Raw genomic sequence first — 23,058 nt, forward strand, 5'->3', positions numbered from 1 at the left:
CGTGAGATGGCCGCGATCTCGGCGACACTGGCCGCCAACGAGCAGATCCGCGCCCGGCTGGCCCGCGGCGAACCCGTCCAGCACCTGGCCTTCGGGGAGGCCGGCATCCCGGTGCATCCTGCGTTGGCGGAGGTTCTCCGGCGGGCGACCGGTCGTGGCGGGTATCCCTCGGTGGCAGGCGACACCGCGGCGCGGGAGGCGGTCGCCGGCTATCTGGGTCGACGTGGCCTGACGGCCAGCCATGCCGATCCCGATCACGTGCTGCTGGCGCCGGGAAGCAAGTCCCTGCTGTACGCCGTCCTCGCGGTCCTGCCTGGTGACGTCGTACTCCCCCAGCCGTCCTGGGTGAGCTACGCCGCGCAGGGCGCGCTGATCGGCAAACGGGTGCTGCACGTGCCGGTGCCAGCCGAGGCGGGCGGGGTGCCGGATCCCGCGCTGCTGGAGGAGGCACTGAGCCGTACGCCTGGGGCGGATGGCAGCCCACGCCCGGGAATCCTCGTTCTCACCAGCCCCGACAATCCCACCGGCACGGTCGCTGGCGAGGCGCTGCTGCGCGACGTGTGCGCGGTCGCCGAACGCCACGGCCTCGTCATCGTCTCCGACCAGATCTATTCCGACCTGACCCACGACGGGACGGTGCCGACCAGTCCGGCCGAGCTGGTGCCGGACCGGACCGTGGTCACGACCGGGCTGAGCAAGAACCTCGCCCTCGGTGGTTGGCGGATCGGTGCGGTCGCGCTGCCGCGGTCACCGCTCGGCGTCTCGCTTCGCGACTCACTGCTGCAGTTCGCGAGCGAGGTCTGGTCGGCACTTCCGGGGCCGATGCAGGAAGTGGCGGCGTACGCATTCGCCGAACCCGACGACCTCGTCGCGCACGTCGAGCAGGCCCGGCGGTTGCACGGCACCGTCGCACGCGCCGTGCACACGATCCTCCTCGACGCAGGGGCGCGGTGCCGTGCACCACAGGGCGGGTTCTACCTCTACCCGGACTTCTCCTCCCTCGGCACAGCCGGAACACCTGGTTCGATCGGAACGACTCGCTCGGTCGGACTGCCCGCCGACGGCGAGTCGCTCGCGGAGACGCTGCTCAGTAAGCACGGCATCGGCGTACTTCCTGGCTCGGCGTTCGGCGACGACCCGAGCAGGCTCACGTTCCGTGCGGCGACGAGCCTGCTCTACGGCACCGATGACGAGCAGCGGTGGGCCGCGCTGCGCGATCCAGACCCGGTTCGCCTGCCGTGGATCAGCGAGTCCCTCGATCGGCTACGCGCCGGTTTCGCCGCACTGACCGGCGCCGCCGGGGCACGCGGGTGAGCATGGTCGGTGTCATCTCCCGGTCGCGGAGAACCACGCCCCGGTAGGTGAGGTGACGAAGACGACCGGTGCGATGCAGGAGTCAGGCAGGTCGACAGTGGTACTGATCCTCGCGTCACCACTGGCGGTCGCGGGGACGAGGCCGGTCTCCACGTTGACCGTGGTCGCAGCGCCGGTGTCGTCGGTGCTCACGCAGCTGACGATCGCCTTGAACGAAGGGGACGGGTTGACGCCCTGCCGGTCCGGTGGCACCGGGGCTCGGCGGGCGAGGACCAGTCCCTCGACGTTGATCTCCAGCTTTCCGTTGCTGTGGAGCTTGCCCTCGGCCTCGTCGATCTCCCAGGGCAGTCCGCCTCCGGCCAGGTCGCGAATCGGGTTCGCCGTACCCGTGAAGGGTTCGCTGACGGGTGCCATCGTCTCGAACGCGAGCATCTCCCCACGCCCCGAGGCGCTGGCCGCCGCTGGCACGGCGAGCAGAAGGGCGAACAGACTGGCTGCGAGCACGGTCGTACGTCGTCTCATCGTTGTCTCCCTCTCCCCCGTGTGGCGGTGACTGCCTCCTTCCACACGTCCGCCACGGACGAAGGGTTCACCGCACTGCCCACTCCGGGCGAATGACCCGGCTGGTCGGACGTACGCAGGATTTCAGGGGCGTACGTCGAGCCAGACCACCTGGCTGGGGCGCCACCGGAAACCACCTGACGTCGGAGCCGAGTTTCCCCTTACGTCATGAACGAAACCGAGATACTCGCCATCGGCGAGACGCGGGTCTTGCCAGCGACGCCACGCGCCGCCCTCACACCCATCGGTCAGCGATTCGGGCGCTCAGCCTGCCCGTGAGCCGAGACCCACGCAGCGATCTGCGCGCGGGACGTAAAGCCCAACTTCACCAGGATGTTCTCCACGTGGCTCTCCGCCGTCCGTTGCGCGATCACCAAGGCCGCCGCGATTTCCTTGTTGCTCTGCCCTTTGGCGACGAGTTCGGCGATCTCGCGCTCCCGCCGGGTGAGGTGTACGGCTTCGCCACGCGCAGGGGCCGGCCGCGCGTGGTGCTCCTTCTCCCGCAGCGCAAGGGAGATCGCCTGGTCGAGGTTCAGGTTGGCGCCCTGCAGGACCATCGCGTCGTACCCCTCCGCGCCCAATGCGTCGCGCACCCGGTTCACGCACGCCTCGTGGTATCCCGCCAGATGTCCGTAACCCGACAGTGGCGCCCCGGTCGACCGCTTCAGCTTCTGCAGTGCCCCGAGCAGGCTGGCCGAGTGCTGGAACTGGCCCACCGAGGCGGCAACCCACGCCAGCACCTCGAGGTTGAGCGCGATGCCGAGCCGTGCGTCCAACGACCGGTTCATCCGAAGGCTTTCCTGTTCGATCACCGTCGCCCGGCGCGCATCGCCCTGACGCCACACGTCGATTCCCATGGCCATCAGGGCGTACGCCTTGCACCAGATGTCACCGACGGCGTCGGACAGCTTCACGCACTCCTCCCCCATGGCGATCGCCCGTTCGGAGTCGCCGAGGAAGGAGTAACCCATACAGAGCCGGATGAAGGTCAGTGCGAGTCCCTGCTGGTTTCCGGCAGCGAGATGAAGCTGGCGCGCCTCGTCGTACCGGCGAAGTGCGGTGGCACTGTCTCCGGAGTACATCGCGGCAAAGCCGGAGAACAGCGCGACGTAGCCCAGGATTCGCGGCGAGTCGAAATGCTCACCCAACCGCCGGGCCTCGTCGAGCATCACCTGGGCGGCCGCGGTGTCGCCCTGGATGATGGCCAACCAGCTGTCGGACCAGAGTGCGTCGGCGCGGGCCCGCGTGGGGGTGGTGTCCGCGGCGAGCATGCGGTCCAGCCAACGCCGACCCTCGATGAGGTAGTAGCTCCGTACCCAGTGGAAGAGCAGGTCGGCCGCCATCCGCAGGCCGTTCTGCGCCTCGCCGGGGGTCGTGAGGCAGTACTCCATGGCGGCGCGGAGGTCGGCATAGTCGAGAGTCAGCCCGCCGAACCACTCGACCTGGTTCGGTCCGAACTGCTCGACGGCCGTTCGCGCGGCGATCCGCTGGTAGTAGTCCCGGTGCCGCAGTCGGGTCCTCGCCTCGTCGCCGAGGCCGGCCAGCTTCCGTCGACCGTACTCCCGGATGATGTCCAGCTGCCTGTACCTCGCGACCCGCCCAGACTCCTCCCTGACCAGGATCGACTTGTCGATCAGCTCGGCGACGAGATCGATCACGTCCTCGGTCTTGATTCCGTCGCCCGCACAGATCGCCTCCGCGGCCGTCAGGTCAAAACTTCCGGAAAAGACCGAGGTACGCATCCACAGCAACTGTTCGGCGCTCGACAACCGCTCGAAGCTCCAGTCGATCAACGCCTGCAGGGTCTGGTGACGTGGGGCCGCACTTCTGGGGCCGGTGGTCAGAAGCCTGTACCGGTCGTCAAGGCGTTCGAGGATCTGCTCCGGTGTCAGGGTTCTGAGCCTGGCTGCGGCAAGCTCGATGGCCAGCGGAATGCCGTCGAGCTGGCGGCAGATTCCGACCACCGCGCTCTGGTTCGCCTTGGTGAGGGCGAAGTCGTGGTGGACTGCGACAGCACGGTCGACGAAGAGCGCCACAGCGCCGGACTGCGCGGACAGATCACCCGGCAGCGACGTCTGCCCGTCCTCTGGCAGCGTGAGGGGGTGGACCGGCATGGTGTGTTCGTCCGGGATGTTCAGGGGCTGCCGACTCGTGGCGAGGATGCGCAGTCCGGGTGCGGCACGCAGGAGGGCGTCGGCGACCGTCGCGCACTCCTGCAACAGATGCTCGCAGTTGTCGAGGACGAGGAGGACCTGCCGGTCCCTGAGATAGTCGGTGAGGATCCGCAGTGGATCGCGACTCGACTGGTCATGGACCTGGAGCGTCTCGAGCACGGCCTGGACCACCATGCTCGGATCGGACAGCCTGGTCAGATCGACCAGCCACACCCCGTCATGGAATGCCCGCTGCATTCCCGCGGCGATCCGGACGGCGAGCCGCGTCTTGCCGACCCCGCCGACACCGGTGAGGGTCACGAGCCGTGCGTCGGAGAGCAGCCGCCGGACCTCGGCGACCTCGGACCGCCGGCCGACGAATGTCGTCGCGTCTGCCGGCAGATTGCCAGGCCGGTGTGCGGCGTGTGCAACGCTGGACATCATTTCCTCGAGACGCCCAGCCGACCGTGTCCTCGGTCCGGCTGACCGTCATCCGCCAGCGTATGTTCGTCTCCCGTCCACCGCTACCCGGCGGTGCGCACACTGTGGGAACAGGCGGTTTGGTGCGGGCGGATTTCACTCGTTGAAATGCGCGAAAAGTGACGACCACAATGGGCGCTGAGCGCCGAATACGACATTACGCCGAGTTTTGAGTCACTGGAAAATCCAAAACGCCTGAATACGCCCCACTCCAGAAAGACCCGGGATTCAGTCGTACGCAACATCGGCGGGCTGGCGGACCAGTCGCTGACCTGACAGCAAGGTCATCGGAATGCGTACGAACTGGCGCTCACCACGACCGGTGCCGATCGGCAGGGGCAGTGCCGCGAGATGGTCGATCTCGTACGGATCGGTCACCACCTCGGCACGGCCGATCGCGTTCACGCTCCAGCCGCGCCACTGCTCGAGGTCGATGTCGTCGACCTCGAAGGCGACCACCGCGTCCCGCACGGCGCGGGCCAGGTCGGAGCCGACGGCCGTACGGATGATGACAGCGTCGCCGTCGAGGACGAAGTTCACCGGCTGGACCGAGGGCAGGGTCTTGTCGGTGAACACGACGCGCCCCACGAGTGCGCCGTCGAGCAGCCGGAGGCACTCCATGACGTCGAGGACTTCGAATTCCTCCATTGTCTGGAAGCTTCGGGCAGCGCCTGCCATGGCGCCCGCCTCGTCAGCGCAAACCATCCGGCATCACCGCAATCGACCTGGTCATGAGGACGCCTCGTGCGAATCCGGGAGGAGCCACCATGCCGCCGTGTTGGGGGGCATCTTCTCGCCCACACCTGGGTCGCTGGCAAGGAGCGGTTCCCCTTGCGCGGGGGCTGCGACCGGACGGGACGAGCAGTTGACGACGCAGGCGAATCCGTCGCCCCGGGTGAACGCCAGAACGCCTGGCTCGCTCGGCAGCCAGCGCAGCTGATCCGAGGACAGCGCGGGAATCCGGTGCCGCAGGGCTATCGCCTCACGGTAGAGGTGCAGCATCGAACCGCCGTCGCGCAGCTGCTGGTCGACCGCGAGCTCGGCGAACCAGCTCGGCTGGGGAAGCCAGGGCCTTGCACCGCTTCCGCGGGAGAAACCGAGGGACTCCTGCGACGACGCCCAGGGCAGCGGCACGCGGCAGCCGTCCCGGCCACGGCGTACACCGCTTGTCCGCTTGAACATCGGGTCGGTAAGAACGTCGATCGGCAGGTCGACGACCTCGGGAAGCCCGAGTTCCTCACCCTGGTAGAGATAGGCCGATCCAGGCAGCGCGAGCATGAGCAGGGCAGCGGCCCGGGCGCGCGCCCGGCCGAGCTCCAGGTCTCCAGGACCCGCGCCCGGCGCACCGCCGGCGAACCGGGTCACCGACCGGGGCACGTCGTGGTTGTTGAGCACCCAGGTCACGGCCGAACCTTCCGCCGCGATCGTCTTCATACCGGCATCGATCACACCGCACAGGTCGGTGTCGTTCCACGCGGTGTGCAGGAACTCGAAGAAGAACGTCTGGTGCAGTTCGTCCGGACGCTGGTAGTCGGCGAGCTGGCGGGGGTCGAGGACGCCGACCTCACCGATGAGGACCCGCTCGCGGCCGTCGGCGCGCATGTACTCATCGGCGATGGAGCGCCACTGGCGCCACACGTCGTGCACCTCAGGCTGGTTCCATGCGTACGGATTCACCGGGTCACCGGTGAGCTCGTCACCGGCCGCGTACTCGTGGTCAGGCAGGCCGTCCCGCTTGTGCAGGCCGTGGGCGACGTCGATCCGCAGGCCGTCGACACCGCGGTCGAACCAGAACCGCACCACCTGGTCGAAGTGGTCGACCACGTCGGGGTGGCGCCAGTTGAAGTCGGGCTGCTCGGGGGCGAACGTGTGGAGGTACCACTGGCCCGGCGAGCCGTCGGGGTTCGTGGTGCGTTCCCAGGCCGAGCCGCCGAAGATGGACCGCCAGTTGTTCGGCGGCAGCTCGCCGTGCGTACCCCTGCCGTCGGCGAAGTGGAACCGCTGGCGTTCCGGGCTGCCGGGACGGGCACGCAGGGCGGCGGTGAACCACGGGTGCTCGATCGAGCAGTGGTTCGGGATCACGTCGATGATCACCTTGATGTCGAGGCGATGCGCTTCTGCGACCAACCGGTCGAAGCTCTCGACGGTGCCGCATTCGGGATCGACCGCGCAGTAGTCGGCGACGTCGTAGCCGTGGTCGTGCTGCGGCGACGGGTAGAACGGGTTGAGCCAAACACCGTCGACACCCAGCATCCGCAGGTACGGAAGCTTCGCGCGGACGCCGTCCAGGTCGCCGATCCCGTCGCCGTTGGCGTCCTGGAAGCTCCGTACGTAGACCTGGTAGATGACGGCATTCCGCCACCACCCGGGTGTGCTCGGCGCGCCCGGGGGGAGCGGCGAGCCCGGGCTGGCCTGCGCCTGGGGCCGGGTGACGCGGGGCGTACGCAGGGCGCGCGGCGCGCGTGCCGGGCCGGCGGACCGGGGACGCGACGCGCGAGCGACGCGGGCCTCCGGTGGCGCTTCGGCGGGGCTGGTGACGAAGGGCATCGGGTACCTCGGGCCTTTGGTCAGCTTCTCGGATGCTGCGGCGCGGAGGGCGACTGGTCGGGACTTAGGTCATCGCCTCTGGGTGCCGTTAGACCACGGTGGCGCCGGCAGATGGCCCCACGCATCGGGGGCTCTACCTAGATGCGTACCTAGATTTGGTCCCGAGCCGGGTCCCGGATCGGACGTTGGCGGGCAAGCCGGGCGGGACCTTGGACCTGAACGGGTCACCGCCGGTCCCGGATTACGCTGACGAGCAGGCCGGCGAAAGTCCCGCCGACCGTGTGTCCAGTGGGGCCGCCCACGATCCCCGACGCTTTTCCGACGATTCCGACGATCGGAGCCAGCCGAAATGCCCATCACGCGACTGAACCACGCGGTGCTCTATGTCCGGAACGTCGCCCGCAGCGTGGAGTTCTACACCGAGGTCCTGGGCTTCCGACCGGTCGACATGACCCCCGAGGGATTTGCCGGCGCGGCGTTCCTGCAGGCCGAGGGATCGGTCAACGACCACGACCTCGGCCTGTTCGAGATCGGCGCGGAGGCGGGGCCGTCAGGTGCCGGCAAGGCGAGCGTCGGGTTGTACCACCTCGCGTGGGAGGTGGACACGCTGGCCGAGCTCGAAGCGGTGCACGGCCGGCTGGTCGAGGCGGGCGCGCTCGTGGGGGCCAGCGATCACAGTACGAGCAAGAGCCTGTACGGAGCCGACCCCGACGGGATCGAGTTCGAGATCGCATGGTTCGTACCGCCGGACCGGATCGACGCCGCCACCCTCGCCGGTCGCACCAGCATCCGGCCGCTCGACCTCGCCAGGGAGAAGGACCGCTACGGCGCGACCACCCCGGGTGCCAGCTCACACGCGTGATGTGCCGTACGTGATCAATGTCCCGATTGTGTCGACTTTCCGTGTTACGTCGGACTCCAGGCGAAAATGACCAATTCAGGGAAAATGCCGTCGGCCGTCATCGTCCGGAAATCGATAGAAACGGCCGACTAGTTGCGCTCTGCCCGCGCCCACTGGTACCAATGCCACTTGACTCGGGGGCCGCAACCACATCCGCGCAAGGGGAGGGACGCTATGGGCGACCCGGTGACCGAGCAGGCCGGCACCGAAGCATCGACCAGTGCAACCGATTATCAACTGATTGGCGGAGCACCCGCCGTCAGCACTGTCGTCAATCGCTTCTACGAGCTCATCCTGACCGACACCCAACTGGCCCCGTTTTTCACCGACGTCGATATGGCCCGACTCAAACGCCACCAGGTCCTGCTGATCTCGCAGGTTCTTGGTGGCCCAGCCGAGTACGACGGCAGGGAACTTCGTGAGGCACATGCCGGCATGGACATCACGAGAGCGGATTTCGCGCGGGTGGTGACACATCTGGTGACGGCGCTGGAAGAAGCGGGTGTCAAACCGGACATCATCGACCGGGTATGCGCCGTGCTCGCGGGGGCTGAAAAGGATGTCGTCTCCGCCTCCAACGCGTGAGCTGAGCAGCTATGGATACGGCCGCACTGCAGAACAGCTGGGCTATTGTCGCCAAATCGGGTGACGAGGTACCACTGTTCTTCTATTCCCACCTGTTCCTCTCGCACCCTGAGCTGCGCGAGATGTTCCCGATTTCGATGTCGGCACAGCGGGACAAATTGGTCGGCGCACTCGGCCGAATTGTCAGTAATGTCGAGCAGCTCGAGGAGGTCACACCTTTTATTCAGCAACTCGGGCGTGACCACCGAAGATTCTCCGTCGTCGCGGAGCACTACTCGAAGGTCGGCGCCTCGCTGCTGGCGACGCTCCGGCACTTTCTCGGGCCGGCATGGACGGACGAGTTGGCCGCCGACTGGGCGGCGGCGTACGGCCTGGTCGCGAAGGTGATGGTGCAGGCGGCCGAGCAGGCGGCCGAGTCCACTCCCGCCTGGTGGCTCGCCGACGTCCTCTCGGTCGAGCGCCGGACGATCGATGTTGCGGTGGTGCAGGTGCGACCGCAGCAGCCGTTCTCCTACCTCCCCGGCCAGTCCGTCGCGTTCGAGACACCGTTGCGGCCGCGTCTGTGGCGGTACTTCAGCCCTGCCAACGCCCCGCGCGAGGACGGTTCACTCGAACTGCATGTCCAGATCGTGGATGGTGGCCAGGTCAGCGGTGCCATCGTCAGGGCGATGCAGCCAGGTGACACAGTCCGGCTCGGTGCGGCCGTCGGTGATGACCTCGTCCGCTCACCGGGCGACCAGCGCGACCTGATCATGATCGCGGGTGGTACCGGGCTCGCGCCCCTTCGGGCGGTTCTCGAACAGATCGACCGCGAGTGGCAGGCGGAAGGTCGCGCTCCGAACATCCATCTCTTCCACGGTGCCCGGGTGCCATGGAACCTGTACGAGAGCCAGCTGCTCGCCAAGCTGACGTCCCGACCCTGGTTCGCCTACACCTCGGTCGTGTCTGACGACTCCTCCTTCCCCGGCGCCCGCGGACTGGTCGGCTCGGTCGCGGCGCGGAGCATGCAGTGGCAGGGGCGTACCGCCCTGGTCTGCGGTTCACCGCACATGGTCACGTCCACTCTGTCCGAGTTGACGGCGGCCGGCATGCCCCGCGACGACATCCGATTCGAGAAGTTCGCCAGCGCCGGCGGTGACGGCATCCATCCCCCGCTCGAAGCCGCCAGGTCAGGTGACCACTCATGACAGAGATCACGCCGATGCCCACCGCCATCCGCAAGTCCCCTCGCGCAGTGCGCTACGCGACGTTCAACCAGCGCAGACGTGGCTGGGACCAAGAGGAAGTCCGCGAGTTTCTCGCCAGCGTGGCCGACGAGATCCAGGCCGCGGACAACGATCGCGCCGCCCTCCGCGCCGAGATCGACCGCCTCCGCAACAACCCGCCGGTGGACTCCGGTGGCGGCGATCGACCCGAGATCAACGCCCACGCCGTCGCACTGTTCAGCCAGGCACAGCAGGTCGCGGACCGGCTGGTCGCCGAGGCGGTGCAGCACGCCCGGGACCTGATGGTCAGCGCCCGTGCGCAGCAGCGGGAGATCCTGCAGCAGGCGCAGCAGGCCGCCGAGGCGGCGGAGGCCGCGGCAAGGAACGGGATGGCTTCCCAGCCTTCCCACCCGGACGGGCCGCAGGGCAGCCAACTCCCGATCCCGGAGGTCGAGTACGTACGCACCTTCGCCCATGTCGCGCAGGTCCAGTTGCGTTCGGTGCTGGACGCCCTGACCGAGCAGGTGGACAAGCTCGGCGAGGTTCCCCGGCTCGACCACCACGACCTGCCGCACTACCCACCCGGCCCGCCCCCACCCGGGGCGCGCCCCCCGGCCGGTTCGCACCACCTGGCCGGTCAGCCCATGGACCGCCCGCCGCCGCACCTGGACATGCCGTGGCAGCTTGAAGCCGAGGCTGGCCGGACCCGCCGCCCACAGGCCGGCTGAGCCGGCCGACCGACCCCGGATCGCTCCGTACGTCACCTCGGCGAACTCCAACCGGCTCAGGCTGCCGGTCGCCCGACCACAAGGTCACGCCGCCGGTCGCCGGTCAGTTCACGCCGTCCGCGGCGCCGTACTTGCCGATGATTCCCCTGGCCTGGTTGATGGGAATGGCGAAGCCGAGGCCCGAGCCGTCAGCTTTCGCCGCGGCCGCGTAGATGGCGGAGTTGATGCCGATGACCTGCCCGTCCAGGGTGACGAGTGGTCCACCGGAGTTGCCCGGGTGCAGGGTGGCGTCGGTCTGGATCGCTTTGTACGTCACGGATTTCGTCCCAGGGCCCAGGCCAGGCCGGTCGTCCACCCGCAACTCCCGGTCGACGGCGCTGACGATGCCGGACGTGACGGTGCCCCGCAGTCCCTGCGGCGAACCGATGGCCACGACCGGGCTGCCGACCTCGACCGCCGACGAGTCACCCAGCTTCGCCGGCGTGAGCCCGCCCACTCGATCGGCCTGGATCACCGCCAGATCCTTCGCCGGTTCGGTACCGAGCACCCGCGCGGACGTGGTCTCCGCACCGTCCGCACCGGCCAGCCTGACCGTGATGTCGCCACCGTAGGCGGTGGCGACGACGTGATAGTTGGTGAGAATCCGCCCGTCCGGTGACACGACGATGCCCGACCCGGTCTCCTTGCCGAGGCCGGACGTCACGACGATCTCGACCACGCTTCGCGACGCCGCCTGGGCGACCTGCGGAAGTAGTGATCCGCTCGGGTCCTGCTCTACCGAACGGCCGCCGGCGGCAGTGAGGGGATTCGGCGTGGCGCTGTTGGCGCCGAGAATTCCGCCGACGATGCCGCCGATCGCTGACGCGCAGAGTGCGATGGCGGCCACCCCTGCCGCAAGCTTGGCCCGGGTCGTCCGCCATGGCTGAGGCGGTGGCGTACCGGAGTCCAACACCTCGCCCGGCGCCTGCGGAGGTTGCCCGAAACCCGGCGACTCCTCCCGGACAGGCGTACGCCCCGCAGACTCGCCAGGCGACGACTCCTCCCGCGGTGCCCGTGGCGCCGGTACGCCGATACCGGGCATGTCCGACGGAGCCTGGACATCCTGCGATGCGCCCGGTTGTCGGTCTCCACGCGCGCCTGGTCCAGGCTGGGGCGGCCGGTCAGGCACAGAGGAGTCGGTCACAGTTCCAAGCCTCCGTGGGACGTACGGCCGGAACGGGAGTCGTCCGTCCCCTCCTCCATGGGCGATGCGGCGGAGGGCAAACCCGCCGAAACCCGCGCCGCCGTCACCACCCGAGCCGCCGCGGCCGCGCTGACACCCCTCAGCTGGTATCGCTGGGACGTTGGCGTTCCTCACCCGTGGGCTTGACCCGCACCGGGTGCTCCTCCTCCGATACCTCGAGGTGATGGATGACCTCGCCCAACCGGCTGCACGTGCGTTCGATCTCGTCCCGGGCACGGTCGCGTTGGCTGATGATCGCGGCGAAGAGCAGCGACCCGAGCACGAGGGTCATGTTGAACATCTGGAGGGACACCATGCGCATCAGCACGTCCTCGCCGGCGAAGGCGCCGACGGCGCCCACGGCCGCGTCAGCCGTCGTCACCGACACGATCAACGCACAGGGCGCAACGCCGACGAGCTGAAAGCGCAGCGCAGCCCAGCCGATGATCGGGAACGTGAGAAAGATGGCGTCCATGACGTGGGTCCCCACCCACGCGACGCCGAACGACGCCACCAACAGCAGGCCGAGCTCTGCGTACCGGTACCACTGGATGTGCCGGAGTCGCCAGTACTGACGGACAGCCAACAGGAACGGCGTGACGAGCAGGATCCCCATGGCATCGCCGGTCCACCACACCGACCAGACCTGCAGGAACTCCCTGGGTTCCAGTTGCCCCACATAGACACGGACGCCGCAGCCCACGAGGGAACTGATCAGCGTCGAGCCGAAGGCCGCAAGGAACACCAGGGCGAGAGCGTCACGCAGCCGGTCGATCTGCAGCCGGAACCCGACCCGGCGCAACAGGAGATAGCCGGCGAGCGCGGTGGCGGCCGCGGCGCCGGTGTCCATCACCACGCCGCCGAGCGGCACGAGTGGCAGGTCGGTGAGGAACGCGGCCGCCGCGATCCCCGGCAGGACTCGGATGCCATAAAGGAGCAGGGCGACCAGGGCCACTCCCGTGGGGGGCCACAGCGGGCTGACGTTCTCGCCGATCTCCCCCGCCAGGAGCCCCAACTGCCCGGAGCCGTAACAGACGGCAGCGACGGCAAGATTCGCAAGGCCCACCTCTATCGAGGAGGGGATCCGCCGGCCTCGCCATGTCCGCGCCATGCCGCACGCCTTCGCGTTCTCTGCCTTGCGTTGTCAGCCCGCGCAAATGACGCATGGAGCCAGATTCGCGACACTCCCGTAGCCGACTCGGATATGCCCTTCCCCATGCTTGCACCATCGAGGGGAACGTCCAACGGGGTCAGGCGTCTGGTCAACGAGACGGGCGCCGCAGGGCGAGGGCCACACCGACCATGAGCGCGAGTGGGGCGGCGACGACAAGCCAGGCGGCGGGCGGGTGGGGCAGGAGGACCACGCCCATCACCACCAGCGCGCCGGCGAGTGCGGGACCGAGCACCGGCGTCAGACTCCGCACCCAGCCCGCCAGCATCGCGACGTCCAGAGGCGCTGAGGCTCCGTCGAGGGCGTCCGCGCCTTCCAGCAGGACGAGGTACGCGACGGCCAGCAGCCCGATCGCCGTGGCGCTGAGGACCGGCAACTGGACAGCGTCCGCCGCCGTGGTTACGCCGATCGTCACCACGACAAGACCCCAGGGAACGTACGCACCGAACCCGCCGCCGAGCCCGGACAGCGCGACGGCCAGGGCGGCGCCACCACCGATCCACCGGTCGAGACCTGACGGAAGCGCGGCCACCAGGACCCCGACCATGGCGAGGCCGCAGGCAACGCCGGCCAGCCGGACAACTCCCCCGCCCACCCGCCGCCCGGCCGGATCCCCGCCGGCAGCGGTCGACCCAGCCGTCATCGCGGCTACTGCCGATCCAGAGGCCGACCCAGCTGACGACTCGGACATCAGCGGCCACCTCGCAGCATGGGTTCGAGCCGGACCCGATCGAGCGGCACGCCGGACTCCTCGTCCCACTCCAGGACCGTGACGCCGATGGCCTGCAGCCGGTGGACGAGCGCCTCGCGTTCGAGCCGCCAGATCCGCTGCGCCAGCCGTTGTTCTCTCACCCGGTGCCGGCCGACCCGCTCGACGGGACCCACCGGCGGCTCCCCCGTCAGGACGTCGATCAGCACGACCGGATGGCCGCGTTCGCGCAGGTCGCGGATCGCCTCGACGGCACGCGGGTCGAGCAGCGGTGTGAACACGAACGCCAGCGCACCGGGCGGCAACGCCTGCGGCGGAAGGTGAGCGAGCTCGGGTTCGAGGAAGCTGTTGTCCAGCCGGGAGGACAGGAGGGTCTCGACGATCCGGTAGTACTGCCGGATGCCGACGTCAGGGGACAGCCACCGCAGCGTTCCGCCGAGCGCCACGAGACCCACCCGGTCGGCATAGCGGAGGTACGCCTGCACCACGGCGGCCGCGCCGCGCACCCCGATGTCGAGACTGGACCGCCCAGGCGTACCCACGTCGACTGTCGTGTCGACGACCGCCACGATGTCGGCCGCCCGCTCCGCCGCGAACTCGTTGACGAACAGCTCACCCGGCTCCCCTCGGCGGGTGCTCGCCGCCCAGTTGATCCGGCGTACGGCATCACCCGGCGCGAACGAACGAATCCCGGCGAACTCCACCCCCGAACCTGCCCGCCGCGCGACGTGACTGCCGACCCGGGCGAGCAGCATCGGCGGCACGGCGATGTCGCGGGCCCGCCCCGGCGGCGGGAACACCGTCAGCTCGGTGAGGGTGAGCGCGACCCTGCCGACATAACCCCAGCCGGACGTCCGCAGCCGCAGGTGCAGCGGCCCGAGCCGCCACCGGCCCCAGCGATGCGCGCGGACGGTCCACGTCTCGGTGACCTGCGCGACGCCGAACCGGTGGCGGCCGCGTTCACCCTCGATCCCGAAGTACGTGGAGCCGCGCCGGGTCCGCCGTTGTTCGGACGTACGACTGGACTGACGGTCCACGCCCGATGCGGCCCTGTCGGAATCCCCGCCGTCCACGCTGGCGGTTCCACCCGGACCCGCTCCACCGCCGGTCTCGACGGCCGGCGCCGAGCGCTCCGGCACCCTCGGCAGGGCCAGGTCGAGCGCGATCTCTCCCAGGACGAAAGGCGCTCTCACCTGGACCTCGACCTCGACCGGGTCGTCCTCGAACGCCCGTAGCTCGGACACCGTGGCGGTCACCACCACCCGCTCGGGCCGTGGTTGCCGCAGTGCGACGACCACAGCGACGAGGCAGGGGACCGCGACCACGATCGGTTCCGGCCGCCCGGCCACGAGTCCGCCCAGCACGGCGAGGATCCCGGCCGCCGCGAGGCGCCACACGAGCCGGCTCACCTGCCAGCGCGGCGACGCCTCGACCCCGCCGACTGTCATGGCCGCGGACGCCTGCGCCGACGCTGGCACGCCGTAGGTCGTCATCAATCCCGGACGATCCGCGTCGGCGGAGTCGGTACCTCGGCCAGGACATCTGCCACGACGTCCTCTCCGGTCACCCGGCGTACCCACAGCTCCGGACGCAGCACAAGCCGATGCCCGAGCGCGGCCGCGGCGACCCGCTTCACATCCGCCGGTGTCACGTAGTCGCGACCGGCGAGCATCGCAGCACCCCGCGCCAACTGCGTGACCGCCAGCGTGCCGCGAGGGCTCGCACCCACCTGCGCCTTGGGATGCGACCGCGTCGCCTGGACGATGGAGACGACGTACGCCAGGACATCGTCGTGCACCTCGACGCGTTCGAGCGAGGAGATCATCGCGAGCAGTTCGGCCGTGTCCACGACCTGCGCCAGCGACGGTCGGGCGGCACCCCGCTCGAGCCGGCGGCGCACCATGTCGGCCTCGAGGTCGGCGGACAGGTAGCCCAACCGGGTACGCAGAACGAACCGGTCCAGCTGCGCCTCAGGCAACGGGTACGTCCCTTCGTACTCGATCGGGTTCTCGGTCGCGAGCACCACGAACGGCAGTGGTAGCGGGCGGGTGACGCCATCGGCGGAGACCTGGCGTTCCTCCATCGCCTCGAGCAGTGCGGCCTGCGTCTTCGGCGGCGTCCGGTTGATCTCGTCGGCGAGCAGCAGCTGGGTGAAGACCGGACCCTCACGGAACACGAACTCCGCCGTCTTCTGGTTGTAGATCGACGCGCCGGTGACGTCCTGCGGCAGCAGGTCCGGAGTGAACTGCACGCGGGCGAAGCTGAGCCCCAGCACCTGGGCGTACGACCGGGCGAGCACCGTCTTGCCCAGCCCGGGAAGGTCTTCGAGCAGGACGTGGCCGCCGGCGAGGATGCCGAGCAGGACGAGCTCGAGAGGGCCGCGCTTGCCGACGATCACGCGTTCCATCTCGTCCAGGACGGCGCTCGCCCGCTCCCGGGTCTGCGCGGGCGCCAGCGTCGAGGCGGTGACGGTCATGGCGTCCCTTCCTTCGATCCGGTGGTGCTCGATCCAGTGCTACTCGATGCAGTGCTACTCGATCCGGTGCCGCTCGATCCAGTGCTACTCGATCCGGTGCCGCTCGACCCGGCGCCTGCTACCTGGCCGGAGCGCAGACGCTCGATCGAGGACACCATGCGCTCCAGGGTCGGCAGGTCGACACCCGGCTCGCTGCGGGCGTCCGATGCCGGCCGGCCCGGCGCCAGCAGTGACCAGGTGGTCGCACCGAGCAGGTCACGACAGGCGTCCTCGGTCCGGGGGTCGGCCGGATCGATGCCGTGCCCTGCCTCCAGGCGAACGCTCGCCGCCTCGACCAGCCGCTTCCGCAACCCGACATCGAAGTCGCGCCGCGAGTACCGGGACCACGCGATCTCACCCAGAATCCGGTCGTACGTCGGAAGGCCCGCCCGCGTGGACGGCTGCCGCCACCGGCGCAGCCACTCCAGCGGAAGCAGCATCCCCCGCAGGAACCGAAGGCGGCGTTGCCACTCCAGGGCGCGGGACCTGTCGTGCGGTCCCGCGTCGTCGCGAATGAGGCGCGACCACAGCCATCGCCCCAGGCGGCGCCACCGCGCCCACCGTGGCGTCGAACGCCGACTTCTCCCTGGTCCTTCGAGCTGGAGGAGTTGGCAGAGCAACTCGTTGACGGCAAGCACCGTCAACCCGATCAGCATCCCGCGGAACCGCATGGTTACGACCAGTACGAGCAACGCGAGGACGAGGACGAACCGGAGCCTCCTCACGACCGCGCCCGGTCCTCATGTGCCGCCGCGTCGTCCCGCGCATGCCGCTCGGCCCGGGCACGGAGCTCCGCCTGGGCCCGCCGGTCCGCCTGGGCGCGGAGCTCTGCCTGAAGCCGGTTGAGCGCGGCGACCGCCGCCAGCCTCGCGTCGGCGGGCAACGCACGTCGGGAGAAGCGGGCACGTTCGAAGAGCCCGGCGAGTTCGCGGGCGGCGGCCTCACCGGTCGAGGTGAGCAGCCCGGCCCGGATGGTCCGCGCCAGCAGGTCCGACGGTGTGTCGGTCGCGCCACGGGCGACGCCCTGGTGGGCGAGCGCCTCCTCCATGGCCGCGTAGGCACCGATCACCGCGGCCCGAGGCTCGTCCACGTCGGCTAGCGCGGCGAGTCCGGCCGCGACCATGTGCTGCACCTCGTCCGCGGTGGGATCGCCGTCGCCGACCTGCGTGGACTCGAGGCCTGACAGGCGGGCGACCCACGTGAGCGTGCCGACGACCGCGGCCAGCAGCAGGCCGGCCATCGCCACCACCGGCCACGACCAGGACGGCGGCCGACCAGCCCCGTCCGCGCCCGGGTCCGCGGCGCCCTCGCCACCGGGTGCCCCTGGTGGGCGGCCGCCGGCGTCCGGTTCGCCGCGCTGGTTGAACAGGTCCTTCAGCTCGTCGGCATGGCGGAGCAGGAGATAGAGGAGCCCGACCAGGACGAGGAGCTGGACGACGCGGGCGACCAGGCTGGTCCGCTTCGGCTCCACCCCTCGTGGCGGACCGCCGCTTTGGGTGGCGAGCGCGACGACGATGAGGACCAGTCCCGCGACCAGGACGGCCGCGAAGAGCATGACCAGCCCGCGGGTCGACAGCTGCCGATCGTCGAGCGTGATCCGCTCCCGGCCGTCGAGACCCAGAGCGCCGAGGGCGAGGAGAGCGACCACCGCGGCCACCACGCCGACCCGCGCGGCCGGATTCGTCTGGGCGGATGTGCGAAGGTCGGCGAGAGCGCGAAACCGTGAGCCCTTACGCACAGTCGCCCCACACCTCCCCAGGCGCGCCTAACCGGTCACCCTAGGACGCCATGATCAGGATCCGTAGCGAGCAGCCGTACCGATTCGGCAACGAAATACCGCGGCATCACGCACTGTCAAGAGTGTCGCTGCCGGTGGTCAGCCCCGCCACCGGACGGCGTACGGGAGGGCGGACGCCGGACCGGAGTACTCGACCAGCCACCGGCCGTCTGGACCCATCACGATCGTGAACCGCTCGTCGACCGGCTCGGCGTAGCCGTCGCCACTGTCACTCACCAACCGCCCACCGCCGGCCCGGGACTGTGCCGGCCCGGGCGGATAGGCCTCGAGGACGATCGCGGTCGTGCCGTCCTCCGGCCGACGCTCCTCGGTCGGCAGCACGGCACCCGCGCGGACGAAGACCGGCGGCCGGCCGAGCGGTGCGTCCACCACGACGTCGCCGGGGCCGTCGTGGGCCGCACCAGTCCGCCGTTCGTACCACCGGCCCGCCGGCAACCGGACCACCCGCTCCCGCGCGCCCTCGACGAGCACCGGCGCCACGAGCAGCGCGCCGCCGAGCAGGAACGCGTCGTCGACTTTCCGGAGCGCGTGATCTGTGGTGTCCTCCCAGGCGAGCGGGCGGACGTACGGCAGGCCGGTGCGGTGGGCTTCCCAGGCAAGGGTGTACCAGTACGGCAGCAGGGCGTACCGCTCCTCCAGGACGCCGCGAACCTGCTCCAGGACCTCGGGTCCGTACGCCCACGGCTCCCGCGGCGGCGTGGACTTCGCACAGTGGGAACGGAAGAACGGAAGGTACGCGGCCAGCTCGAACCACCGCACGAACAGCTCCGCCGGCGGATGGCCGTCGAACCCGCCGATGTCGGGGCCGGAGTACGGCACGCCACACGCGCCGAGCCCCACGGTGAACGACAGCGTGACCGCGAGGTTGTCCCACCGCGAGGCGATGTCACCGGTCCAGGTCCCTGCGTACCGCTGCACTCCCGCCCAGCCGGCCCGCGTCAACAGGAACGGCCGCCGGTCCGGCCGCAGCCGACGGACGCCTTCGAAGGTGGCGCGGTTCATCGTCAGGCCGTAGAGGTTGTGCGCCTCGCGGTGATCGCCGCCGCGGCCGTCGAGGTCGGCCCGCGTCGACGCCGGCAGACTGGGATCGCCCCAGGCCGCGAACGCCGACGGTTCGTTCATGTCGTTCCAGAACCCGTCGATGCCGAGGCGTACGTACTTCGCGTGCTGGTCGCCCCACCAGGCGCGCGCCCGCGCGGCAGTGAAGTCGGGGTAGACCGTCGTGCCCGGCCACACGACGCCGTGAGCCACCCGCCCGCGGAGGTCGCGGCAGTACGCATCGGCCGCCAGCCCGTCGCGGTAGAGCGGCATGGACCGCCGTCGCGGTATCGCCGGGTCGACGATCGCGACCAGGTGGATGTCGTCCTTGGCGAGGTCGGCGGCGAACCCGCCGATGTCGGGATAGCGCTCCTCGTCGACGGTGAACACTCGCCGGCGGTCGAGGTGGTCGATGTCGAGCCAGACGCCGGACAGTGGCAGGTCCCTGCGCCGGTACTCGGCCACCATCTCCCGCATCGCAGCCTCGCTGCCGTAGGCCCACCGCGACTGGTGGAAACCGAGCGCCCATCGCGGCGGCAGGGCTGGCCGGCCGGTCAGTGCCGTGTAACCGTCGAGGGCCCGCTCCGGCGGTCCCGGTAACACGTAGTAGCGAAGAGGTCCGCCCGACAGCTGCATCGCAATCTCGTCACCCACCGTGACGCTTCCGGCCGAACTGTTGTCATAGAACGCGAGATGAGAGCCCGCATCGGTGACAACGAGTGAGACTGGCAGGCACATGGACAACGGATCGTCGCCACGGACGTACGTACCACCCGGATCGCTGTTCCACAGCCGGTAACGGCCGGGTCGCCGGTCGAGTCCGGCCGCGCGGCCACCCAGCCCGAGAACCATCGCGTCCGGGCTGAGGACGCTCCGATGGGTCCACGCCTCGCCTTCCCACCACGGCGGCTCGTCTCGCCGGAACGACGTCTCACGGTCAGCGCTGGTGAAGGTCAGCCGCCCGCCTGGGCCGACCGTGACCGTCAGGTCTCCCGCCAGGACGGTCCAGCAGTCTCCGGCCGAGGCCAGCCGGGCCCGCTCGTCCCACTCCGGCTCCCGACCCGCCTTGCGCCCCGCTTTGTCCCCGGCGTCCTGGCTGGCGTCCTGCCCGGTCTCACCCCCGACGAGCGCGTACGACGGAAGCGGTGTGGCTCCGTCCCACGCCACAAAGACGCCACCCCCTCGCAGGCAGCGGACGTCCAGACTCGCGTCGGTAAAGGTGAAGCGACCGCCCCCGGGCATCGCCCCGGCGGACAGGAGCCGGCCGGGGATGCGCGGCGCCTGCTCCGCGCGCCCGCCTCGGTCCCGCCGTGGGCGGCGCAACACCCTCATACCCTCGCGCCCCCGGCGGGGGCGACGGCGAAATGCCTTCGCGTCCAGCCGGTCCCGGTGGACCGAGTACGCGATCGCGCGAGCGCTGTTGACCGGCCCGATCAGCGCTGCCGATCGCAGCAGAGAATGAATATGGCGGCCCCAACCCCGGTGGGTTGGGACCGCCATGTTCGATTGTCCTGTCTATCCGACGTCGCTGAGAAACCGCTTTGTCAGCGGCCCTCGGCACCCCCACGCTGTTCGGGGAGCACGCCTGCCAAAAGGGCGCGCACCTCGGACTCGCGGTAGCGCCGGTGTCCCCCCAGCGTGCGGATAGAACTGAGCTTGCCGGCCTTGGCCCACCGGGTGACCGTTTTGGGGTCGACCCGGAACATGGCCGCGACCTCTGCCGGCGTGAGCAGAGACTCTGTCTCCGGCGTACGTGTCGTCATGAGCGGCCTCCTCCACGAGAACCGGACGGTTAAGTCCGTCCCGCACCCTCCATTGGTGCTTCGAAATCACTTATTGCAGAAAAGGAAATAACGGACATCCACCCCATTACGGTCACGCCGCGTTCTTCATCCCCCACGTGACGTATCGGTGTCAATCCTCCCCTTCCCTCACGTGACTCACCGTAACCCGAATCGGAGCGTTCCGCCCAGATTTTCCAGAATTTCCCGAACATGGCCCGGTGTTTCACGATGCGCGCTCCTTCACGCGCAGCGCCCACCATCGCTTCCGTAGTCGGTGGTAGGCCGTTAGTGCCTCCTCATCGTTACCCTGTGCTACTGCCCTGAGTGCAGTAGTGACATCCGCGGCCGACTTGTCGCTGGTCAGCGTGTCGGCGTCCATCAGGTGGACAAGCCCTCCGTAATCAAGCTCCACCCAGGAGTGCGGGTGGAACGCCTCGATCCAGCGGCCGAGCGCGGCCAGCGGATCGAGCTTCCAGTCCGGCCGGGACTGGCTGAGTAGCCGATGAGCGCGGCCCACCCGGCGTCGCGCCTCCACCATCGGCGTGCGGTAGCGGAGTTCGCGCACCGGATCCATCCCGACACTGCGTTCCTCATCACCAAAGATGACGAACCACACCAGCGGAACGTGCCATCTGGCGGTAAGGATGTGAGGCACGGCGTCCGGAGGGCAATCCCTCAACGCGCCGAAATCGACCCGTTCCAGGCCACCGGCCGGAAGCAGGGCCTTCAGCACATGGTCGGGCAAGGCCGTCATCAGGTCGCTCAACGCCTCACGGATCCGCAAGGCCGGCTCATCCGGACAGAACAGGACGGCTCCGTCGACCTCCATCGCGTACGCCCGCTGCTCGTGCTCGCCCGCGAACGCGCCAGGCGGAAGCACTGGCAGCAGGGCCGCCAGCGCCTCCCGCTGCTCCGCGACCACCAGCGCACCGGGCTGCGCCCGGTCGGGGACACCACCACCGGCCGCCACCCACGACGAGCGCACCCGCTCCGGAAAGGCGGCGACTGGCTCGTAGACGCGTAGGTAGCAGCAGTACGGGGTCAGGACCGAGGTCCGCATGCTCCCATCGTGCACCTCTCCGTTGGTTCGCGGCACCTGTCCGGAGAGATCGGAGTGGAGCCGTTCTCGCTCTATGGTGGTGTCGGACGCCCGCACCACCCATGTGGGCCGCCCGGACGAGGAGTCACCACCGTGGCCGAGTTCTTTGCCCGACATTCCGGGCACGAGCAGGTTGTCTACTGTGCCGACGGTCCGTCAGGCCTGAAGGCGATCATCGCCATCTACTCCACCGCGCTCGGTCCCGCACTCGGCGGTACCCGTTTCCACCCGTATCCGGACGAGGAGTCCGCGCTCGCCGACGTCCTCAGCCTCTCGACCGCGATGGCGTACAAAGCCGCGCTCGCCGGACTCGACCTCGGCGGCGGCAAGGCGGTGATCATCGGCGATCCCGTGCGGGACAAGTCCGAACGCCTGCTCCGTGCGTACGGCCGGTTCATCCAGTCCCTCGACGGCCGCTACATCACCGCATGCGACGTCGGTACGTACTCCCCGGACATGGACGTGATCGCCCGCGAGTGTTCCCACGTGACCGGCCGGTCGGTGGAACAGGGCGGCGCGGGCGACTCGTCGATCCTCACGGCGTACGGAGTCTTCCAGGGAATGCGCGCCTGCGCGTCCCACCGGTGGGGCACACCCTCCCTCTCTGGGCGGCGGGTCGGCGTGGCCGGGGTGGGCAAGGTCGGGCGACGACTGGTCGGACATCTGCGCGACGAGGGCGCGGAGGTCGTCGTCACCGACGTCTCGGCGCAGGCGATCGAGCAGGTCCTGCGCGACCATCCCGACGTGGTGGTCGTCGACGACGTGGGCGCACTCGCGGCCGCCGACCTCGACGTCTACGCGCCGTGCGCGATGGGCGGTGCGCTCGACGAGTCGGCGCTGGCGTCCCTGCGCGCGGGGATCATCTGCGGTGGCGCCAACAACCAGCTCGCCCATCCCGGTATCGACAAGCTGCTCCAGGATCGGGGCATCCTCTACGCCCCCGACTACCTCGTCAACGCCGGCGGAATCATCCAGGTCGCCGACGAACTCGACGGCTTCAGCTTCGAGCGCGCCAAAGCGCGGGCGGCCCGGATCTACGACACGATGCGCCGGGTCCTGGAGCTCGCGGCCGACGAGGGCGTACCTCCCGCCGCCGCCGCCGACCGGATGGCCGAACGCCGGATCGCCGGAGCGAGCGCCCGACGTACGCTCTGGCTCGGCCATCCGGCCGGCGGGACACCGCACGAGTGACGCTGAGACAAATGACCACGCTGCCCATGCTGCCGAACCGTGGGCAAGGCATCGACG

At 69.6% G+C, this 23,058-nt stretch carries 20 protein-coding genes; 6 read left to right on the plus strand and 14 right to left on the minus strand.

Annotated elements, in window-relative coordinates; genetic code table 11:
• Window positions 1–6 precede the first annotated feature (6 nt).
• Window positions 7–1,314 carry a pyridoxal phosphate-dependent aminotransferase gene (locus ABN028_RS15150; RefSeq protein WP_349697019.1) on the plus strand — a complete coding sequence of 436 codons (1,308 nt, stop codon included), beginning with the start codon at window positions 7–9 and terminating at the stop codon, window positions 1,312–1,314.
• A 12-nt stretch (window positions 1,315–1,326) separates the two neighbouring features.
• On the opposite strand, the gene ABN028_RS15155 is transcribed toward ABN028_RS15150, so the two are convergent.
• From ABN028_RS15155 to ABN028_RS15170, 4 genes are all read right to left on the minus strand, one after another.
• On the minus strand, window positions 1,327–1,836 hold the full coding sequence (locus ABN028_RS15155; protein ID WP_349332000.1) for a hypothetical protein: 510 nt from the start codon (window positions 1,834–1,836) through the stop codon (window positions 1,327–1,329).
• Between the two features lie 287 nt (window positions 1,837–2,123).
• Window positions 2,124–4,472 carry an ATP-binding protein gene (locus ABN028_RS15160; protein WP_349697020.1) on the minus strand — a complete coding sequence of 783 codons (2,349 nt, stop codon included), beginning with the start codon at window positions 4,470–4,472 and terminating at the stop codon, window positions 2,124–2,126.
• Window positions 4,473–4,736: 264 nt separating this feature from the next.
• Complete coding sequence (locus ABN028_RS15165) at window positions 4,737–5,156, minus strand: pyridoxamine 5'-phosphate oxidase family protein (RefSeq protein ID WP_349697021.1); 420 nt, start codon at window positions 5,154–5,156, stop codon at window positions 4,737–4,739.
• A gap of 81 nt (window positions 5,157–5,237) precedes the next feature.
• Window positions 5,238–7,055 carry a glycoside hydrolase family 13 protein gene (locus tag ABN028_RS15170; protein ID WP_349331997.1) on the minus strand — a complete coding sequence of 606 codons (1,818 nt, stop codon included), beginning with the start codon at window positions 7,053–7,055 and terminating at the stop codon, window positions 5,238–5,240.
• Window positions 7,056–7,404: 349 nt separating this feature from the next.
• On the opposite strand from ABN028_RS15170, the gene ABN028_RS15175 reads away from it, so the two are divergent.
• The 4 genes from ABN028_RS15175 (at window position 7,405) to ABN028_RS15190 (ending at window position 10,474) form a co-directional block, all read left to right on the plus strand.
• The gene (locus tag ABN028_RS15175; protein ID WP_349331995.1) at window positions 7,405–7,917 is read left to right on the plus strand and encodes a VOC family protein; all 513 of its coding nucleotides are present in this window, start codon (window positions 7,405–7,407) and stop codon (window positions 7,915–7,917) included.
• 213 nt (window positions 7,918–8,130) lie between these two features.
• Window positions 8,131–8,541 (plus strand): group I truncated hemoglobin, encoded by a 411-nt coding sequence (locus ABN028_RS15180; protein WP_349331994.1) that lies wholly within the window; start codon window positions 8,131–8,133, stop codon window positions 8,539–8,541.
• An 11-nt stretch (window positions 8,542–8,552) separates the two neighbouring features.
• A complete protein-coding gene (locus tag ABN028_RS15185) occupies window positions 8,553–9,728 on the plus strand; it encodes a globin domain-containing protein (RefSeq protein ID WP_349697022.1) in 1,176 nt (391 codons plus the stop codon).
• Window positions 9,725–10,474 (plus strand): DivIVA domain-containing protein, encoded by a 750-nt coding sequence (locus tag ABN028_RS15190; RefSeq protein WP_349331992.1) that lies wholly within the window; start codon window positions 9,725–9,727, stop codon window positions 10,472–10,474. Before ABN028_RS15185 ends, ABN028_RS15190 begins: the two co-directional genes overlap by 4 nt.
• A 103-nt stretch (window positions 10,475–10,577) precedes the next feature.
• Here the strand turns inward: ABN028_RS15190 and ABN028_RS15195 are convergent, their stop codons facing one another.
• The 10 genes from ABN028_RS15195 to ABN028_RS15240 form a co-directional block, all read right to left on the minus strand.
• Window positions 10,578–11,555, minus strand: coding sequence for a S1C family serine protease (locus ABN028_RS15195; protein WP_349331991.1), 978 nt, complete (start codon window positions 11,553–11,555; stop codon window positions 10,578–10,580).
• 241 nt (window positions 11,556–11,796) lie between these two features.
• Window positions 11,797–12,762 carry an MASE1 domain-containing protein gene (locus ABN028_RS15200; RefSeq protein ID WP_349697023.1) on the minus strand — a complete coding sequence of 322 codons (966 nt, stop codon included), beginning with the start codon at window positions 12,760–12,762 and terminating at the stop codon, window positions 11,797–11,799.
• A gap of 196 nt (window positions 12,763–12,958) precedes the next feature.
• On the minus strand, window positions 12,959–13,510 hold the full coding sequence (locus ABN028_RS15205) for a hypothetical protein (RefSeq protein WP_349331989.1): 552 nt from the start codon (window positions 13,508–13,510) through the stop codon (window positions 12,959–12,961).
• A gap of 47 nt (window positions 13,511–13,557) precedes the next feature.
• The gene (locus ABN028_RS15210) at window positions 13,558–15,069 is read right to left on the minus strand and encodes a DUF58 domain-containing protein (RefSeq protein WP_349697024.1); all 1,512 of its coding nucleotides are present in this window, start codon (window positions 15,067–15,069) and stop codon (window positions 13,558–13,560) included.
• Window positions 15,069–16,052, minus strand: coding sequence for an AAA family ATPase (locus tag ABN028_RS15215; protein ID WP_349331987.1), 984 nt, complete (start codon window positions 16,050–16,052; stop codon window positions 15,069–15,071). The genes ABN028_RS15210 and ABN028_RS15215 overlap by 1 nt, the downstream gene beginning before the upstream one ends.
• Window positions 16,049–16,816, minus strand: coding sequence for a hypothetical protein (locus ABN028_RS15220; RefSeq protein ID WP_349697025.1), 768 nt, complete (start codon window positions 16,814–16,816; stop codon window positions 16,049–16,051). The genes ABN028_RS15215 and ABN028_RS15220 overlap by 4 nt, the downstream gene beginning before the upstream one ends.
• Window positions 16,813–17,829: a DUF4129 domain-containing protein gene (locus ABN028_RS15225; protein ID WP_349697026.1), complete on the minus strand. Its 1,017-nt coding sequence runs from the start codon at window positions 17,827–17,829 to the stop codon at window positions 16,813–16,815. Before ABN028_RS15225 ends, ABN028_RS15220 begins: the two co-directional genes overlap by 4 nt.
• Before the next feature lie 138 nt (window positions 17,830–17,967).
• Entirely contained in the window at window positions 17,968–20,427 is a 2,460-nt protein-coding gene (locus ABN028_RS15230; protein ID WP_349697027.1) for a glycoside hydrolase family 31 protein, read from the minus strand.
• Window positions 20,428–20,471: 44 nt separating this feature from the next.
• The gene (locus tag ABN028_RS15235; RefSeq protein WP_020576220.1) at window positions 20,472–20,690 is read right to left on the minus strand and encodes a BldC family transcriptional regulator; all 219 of its coding nucleotides are present in this window, start codon (window positions 20,688–20,690) and stop codon (window positions 20,472–20,474) included.
• A gap of 244 nt (window positions 20,691–20,934) precedes the next feature.
• Entirely contained in the window at window positions 20,935–21,771 is an 837-nt protein-coding gene (locus ABN028_RS15240) for a DUF8083 family protein (protein WP_349697028.1), read from the minus strand.
• A 132-nt stretch (window positions 21,772–21,903) separates the two neighbouring features.
• Here ABN028_RS15240 and ABN028_RS15245 point away from each other — a divergent pair, with 132 nt between their 5' ends.
• Window positions 21,904–23,001, plus strand: a complete 1,098-nt coding sequence (locus tag ABN028_RS15245; protein ID WP_349331982.1) for a Glu/Leu/Phe/Val family dehydrogenase — start codon at window positions 21,904–21,906, stop codon at window positions 22,999–23,001.
• Window positions 23,002–23,058 lie beyond the last annotated feature (57 nt).

The organism is Actinopolymorpha sp. B17G11 (assembly GCF_040196095.1).
In the GTDB taxonomy this organism is placed as follows: Bacteria; Actinomycetota; Actinomycetes; order Propionibacteriales; family Actinopolymorphaceae; genus Thermasporomyces.

Excerpts from the sequence above, each read along its gene's own strand:
- ABN028_RS15150 (WP_349697019.1), top strand. The coding sequence starts at position 7 with ATGGCCGCGATCTCGGCGACACTGGCCGCCAACGAGCAGATCCGCGCC.
- ABN028_RS15155 (WP_349332000.1), bottom strand. The coding sequence starts at position 1,836 with ATGAGACGACGTACGACCGTGCTCGCAGCCAGTCTGTTCGCCCTTCTG.
- ABN028_RS15160 (WP_349697020.1), bottom strand. The coding sequence starts at position 4,472 with ATGATGTCCAGCGTTGCACACGCCGCACACCGGCCTGGCAATCTGCCG.
- ABN028_RS15165 (WP_349697021.1), bottom strand. The coding sequence starts at position 5,156 with ATGGAGGAATTCGAAGTCCTCGACGTCATGGAGTGCCTCCGGCTGCTC.
- ABN028_RS15170 (WP_349331997.1), bottom strand. The coding sequence starts at position 7,055 with ATGCCCTTCGTCACCAGCCCCGCCGAAGCGCCACCGGAGGCCCGCGTC.
- ABN028_RS15175 (WP_349331995.1), top strand. The coding sequence starts at position 7,405 with ATGCCCATCACGCGACTGAACCACGCGGTGCTCTATGTCCGGAACGTC.
- ABN028_RS15180 (WP_349331994.1), top strand. The coding sequence starts at position 8,131 with ATGGGCGACCCGGTGACCGAGCAGGCCGGCACCGAAGCATCGACCAGT.
- ABN028_RS15185 (WP_349697022.1), top strand. The coding sequence starts at position 8,553 with ATGGATACGGCCGCACTGCAGAACAGCTGGGCTATTGTCGCCAAATCG.
- ABN028_RS15190 (WP_349331992.1), top strand. The coding sequence starts at position 9,725 with ATGACAGAGATCACGCCGATGCCCACCGCCATCCGCAAGTCCCCTCGC.
- ABN028_RS15195 (WP_349331991.1), bottom strand. The coding sequence starts at position 11,555 with ATGCCCGGTATCGGCGTACCGGCGCCACGGGCACCGCGGGAGGAGTCG.
- ABN028_RS15205 (WP_349331989.1), bottom strand. The coding sequence starts at position 13,510 with ATGACGGCTGGGTCGACCGCTGCCGGCGGGGATCCGGCCGGGCGGCGG.
- ABN028_RS15210 (WP_349697024.1), bottom strand. The coding sequence starts at position 15,069 with ATGACGACCTACGGCGTGCCAGCGTCGGCGCAGGCGTCCGCGGCCATG.
- ABN028_RS15215 (WP_349331987.1), bottom strand. The coding sequence starts at position 16,052 with ATGACCGTCACCGCCTCGACGCTGGCGCCCGCGCAGACCCGGGAGCGG.
- ABN028_RS15230 (WP_349697027.1), bottom strand. The coding sequence starts at position 20,427 with ATGGCGGTCCCAACCCACCGGGGTTGGGGCCGCCATATTCATTCTCTG.
- ABN028_RS15235 (WP_020576220.1), bottom strand. The coding sequence starts at position 20,690 with ATGACGACACGTACGCCGGAGACAGAGTCTCTGCTCACGCCGGCAGAG.
- ABN028_RS15240 (WP_349697028.1), bottom strand. The coding sequence starts at position 21,771 with ATGCGGACCTCGGTCCTGACCCCGTACTGCTGCTACCTACGCGTCTAC.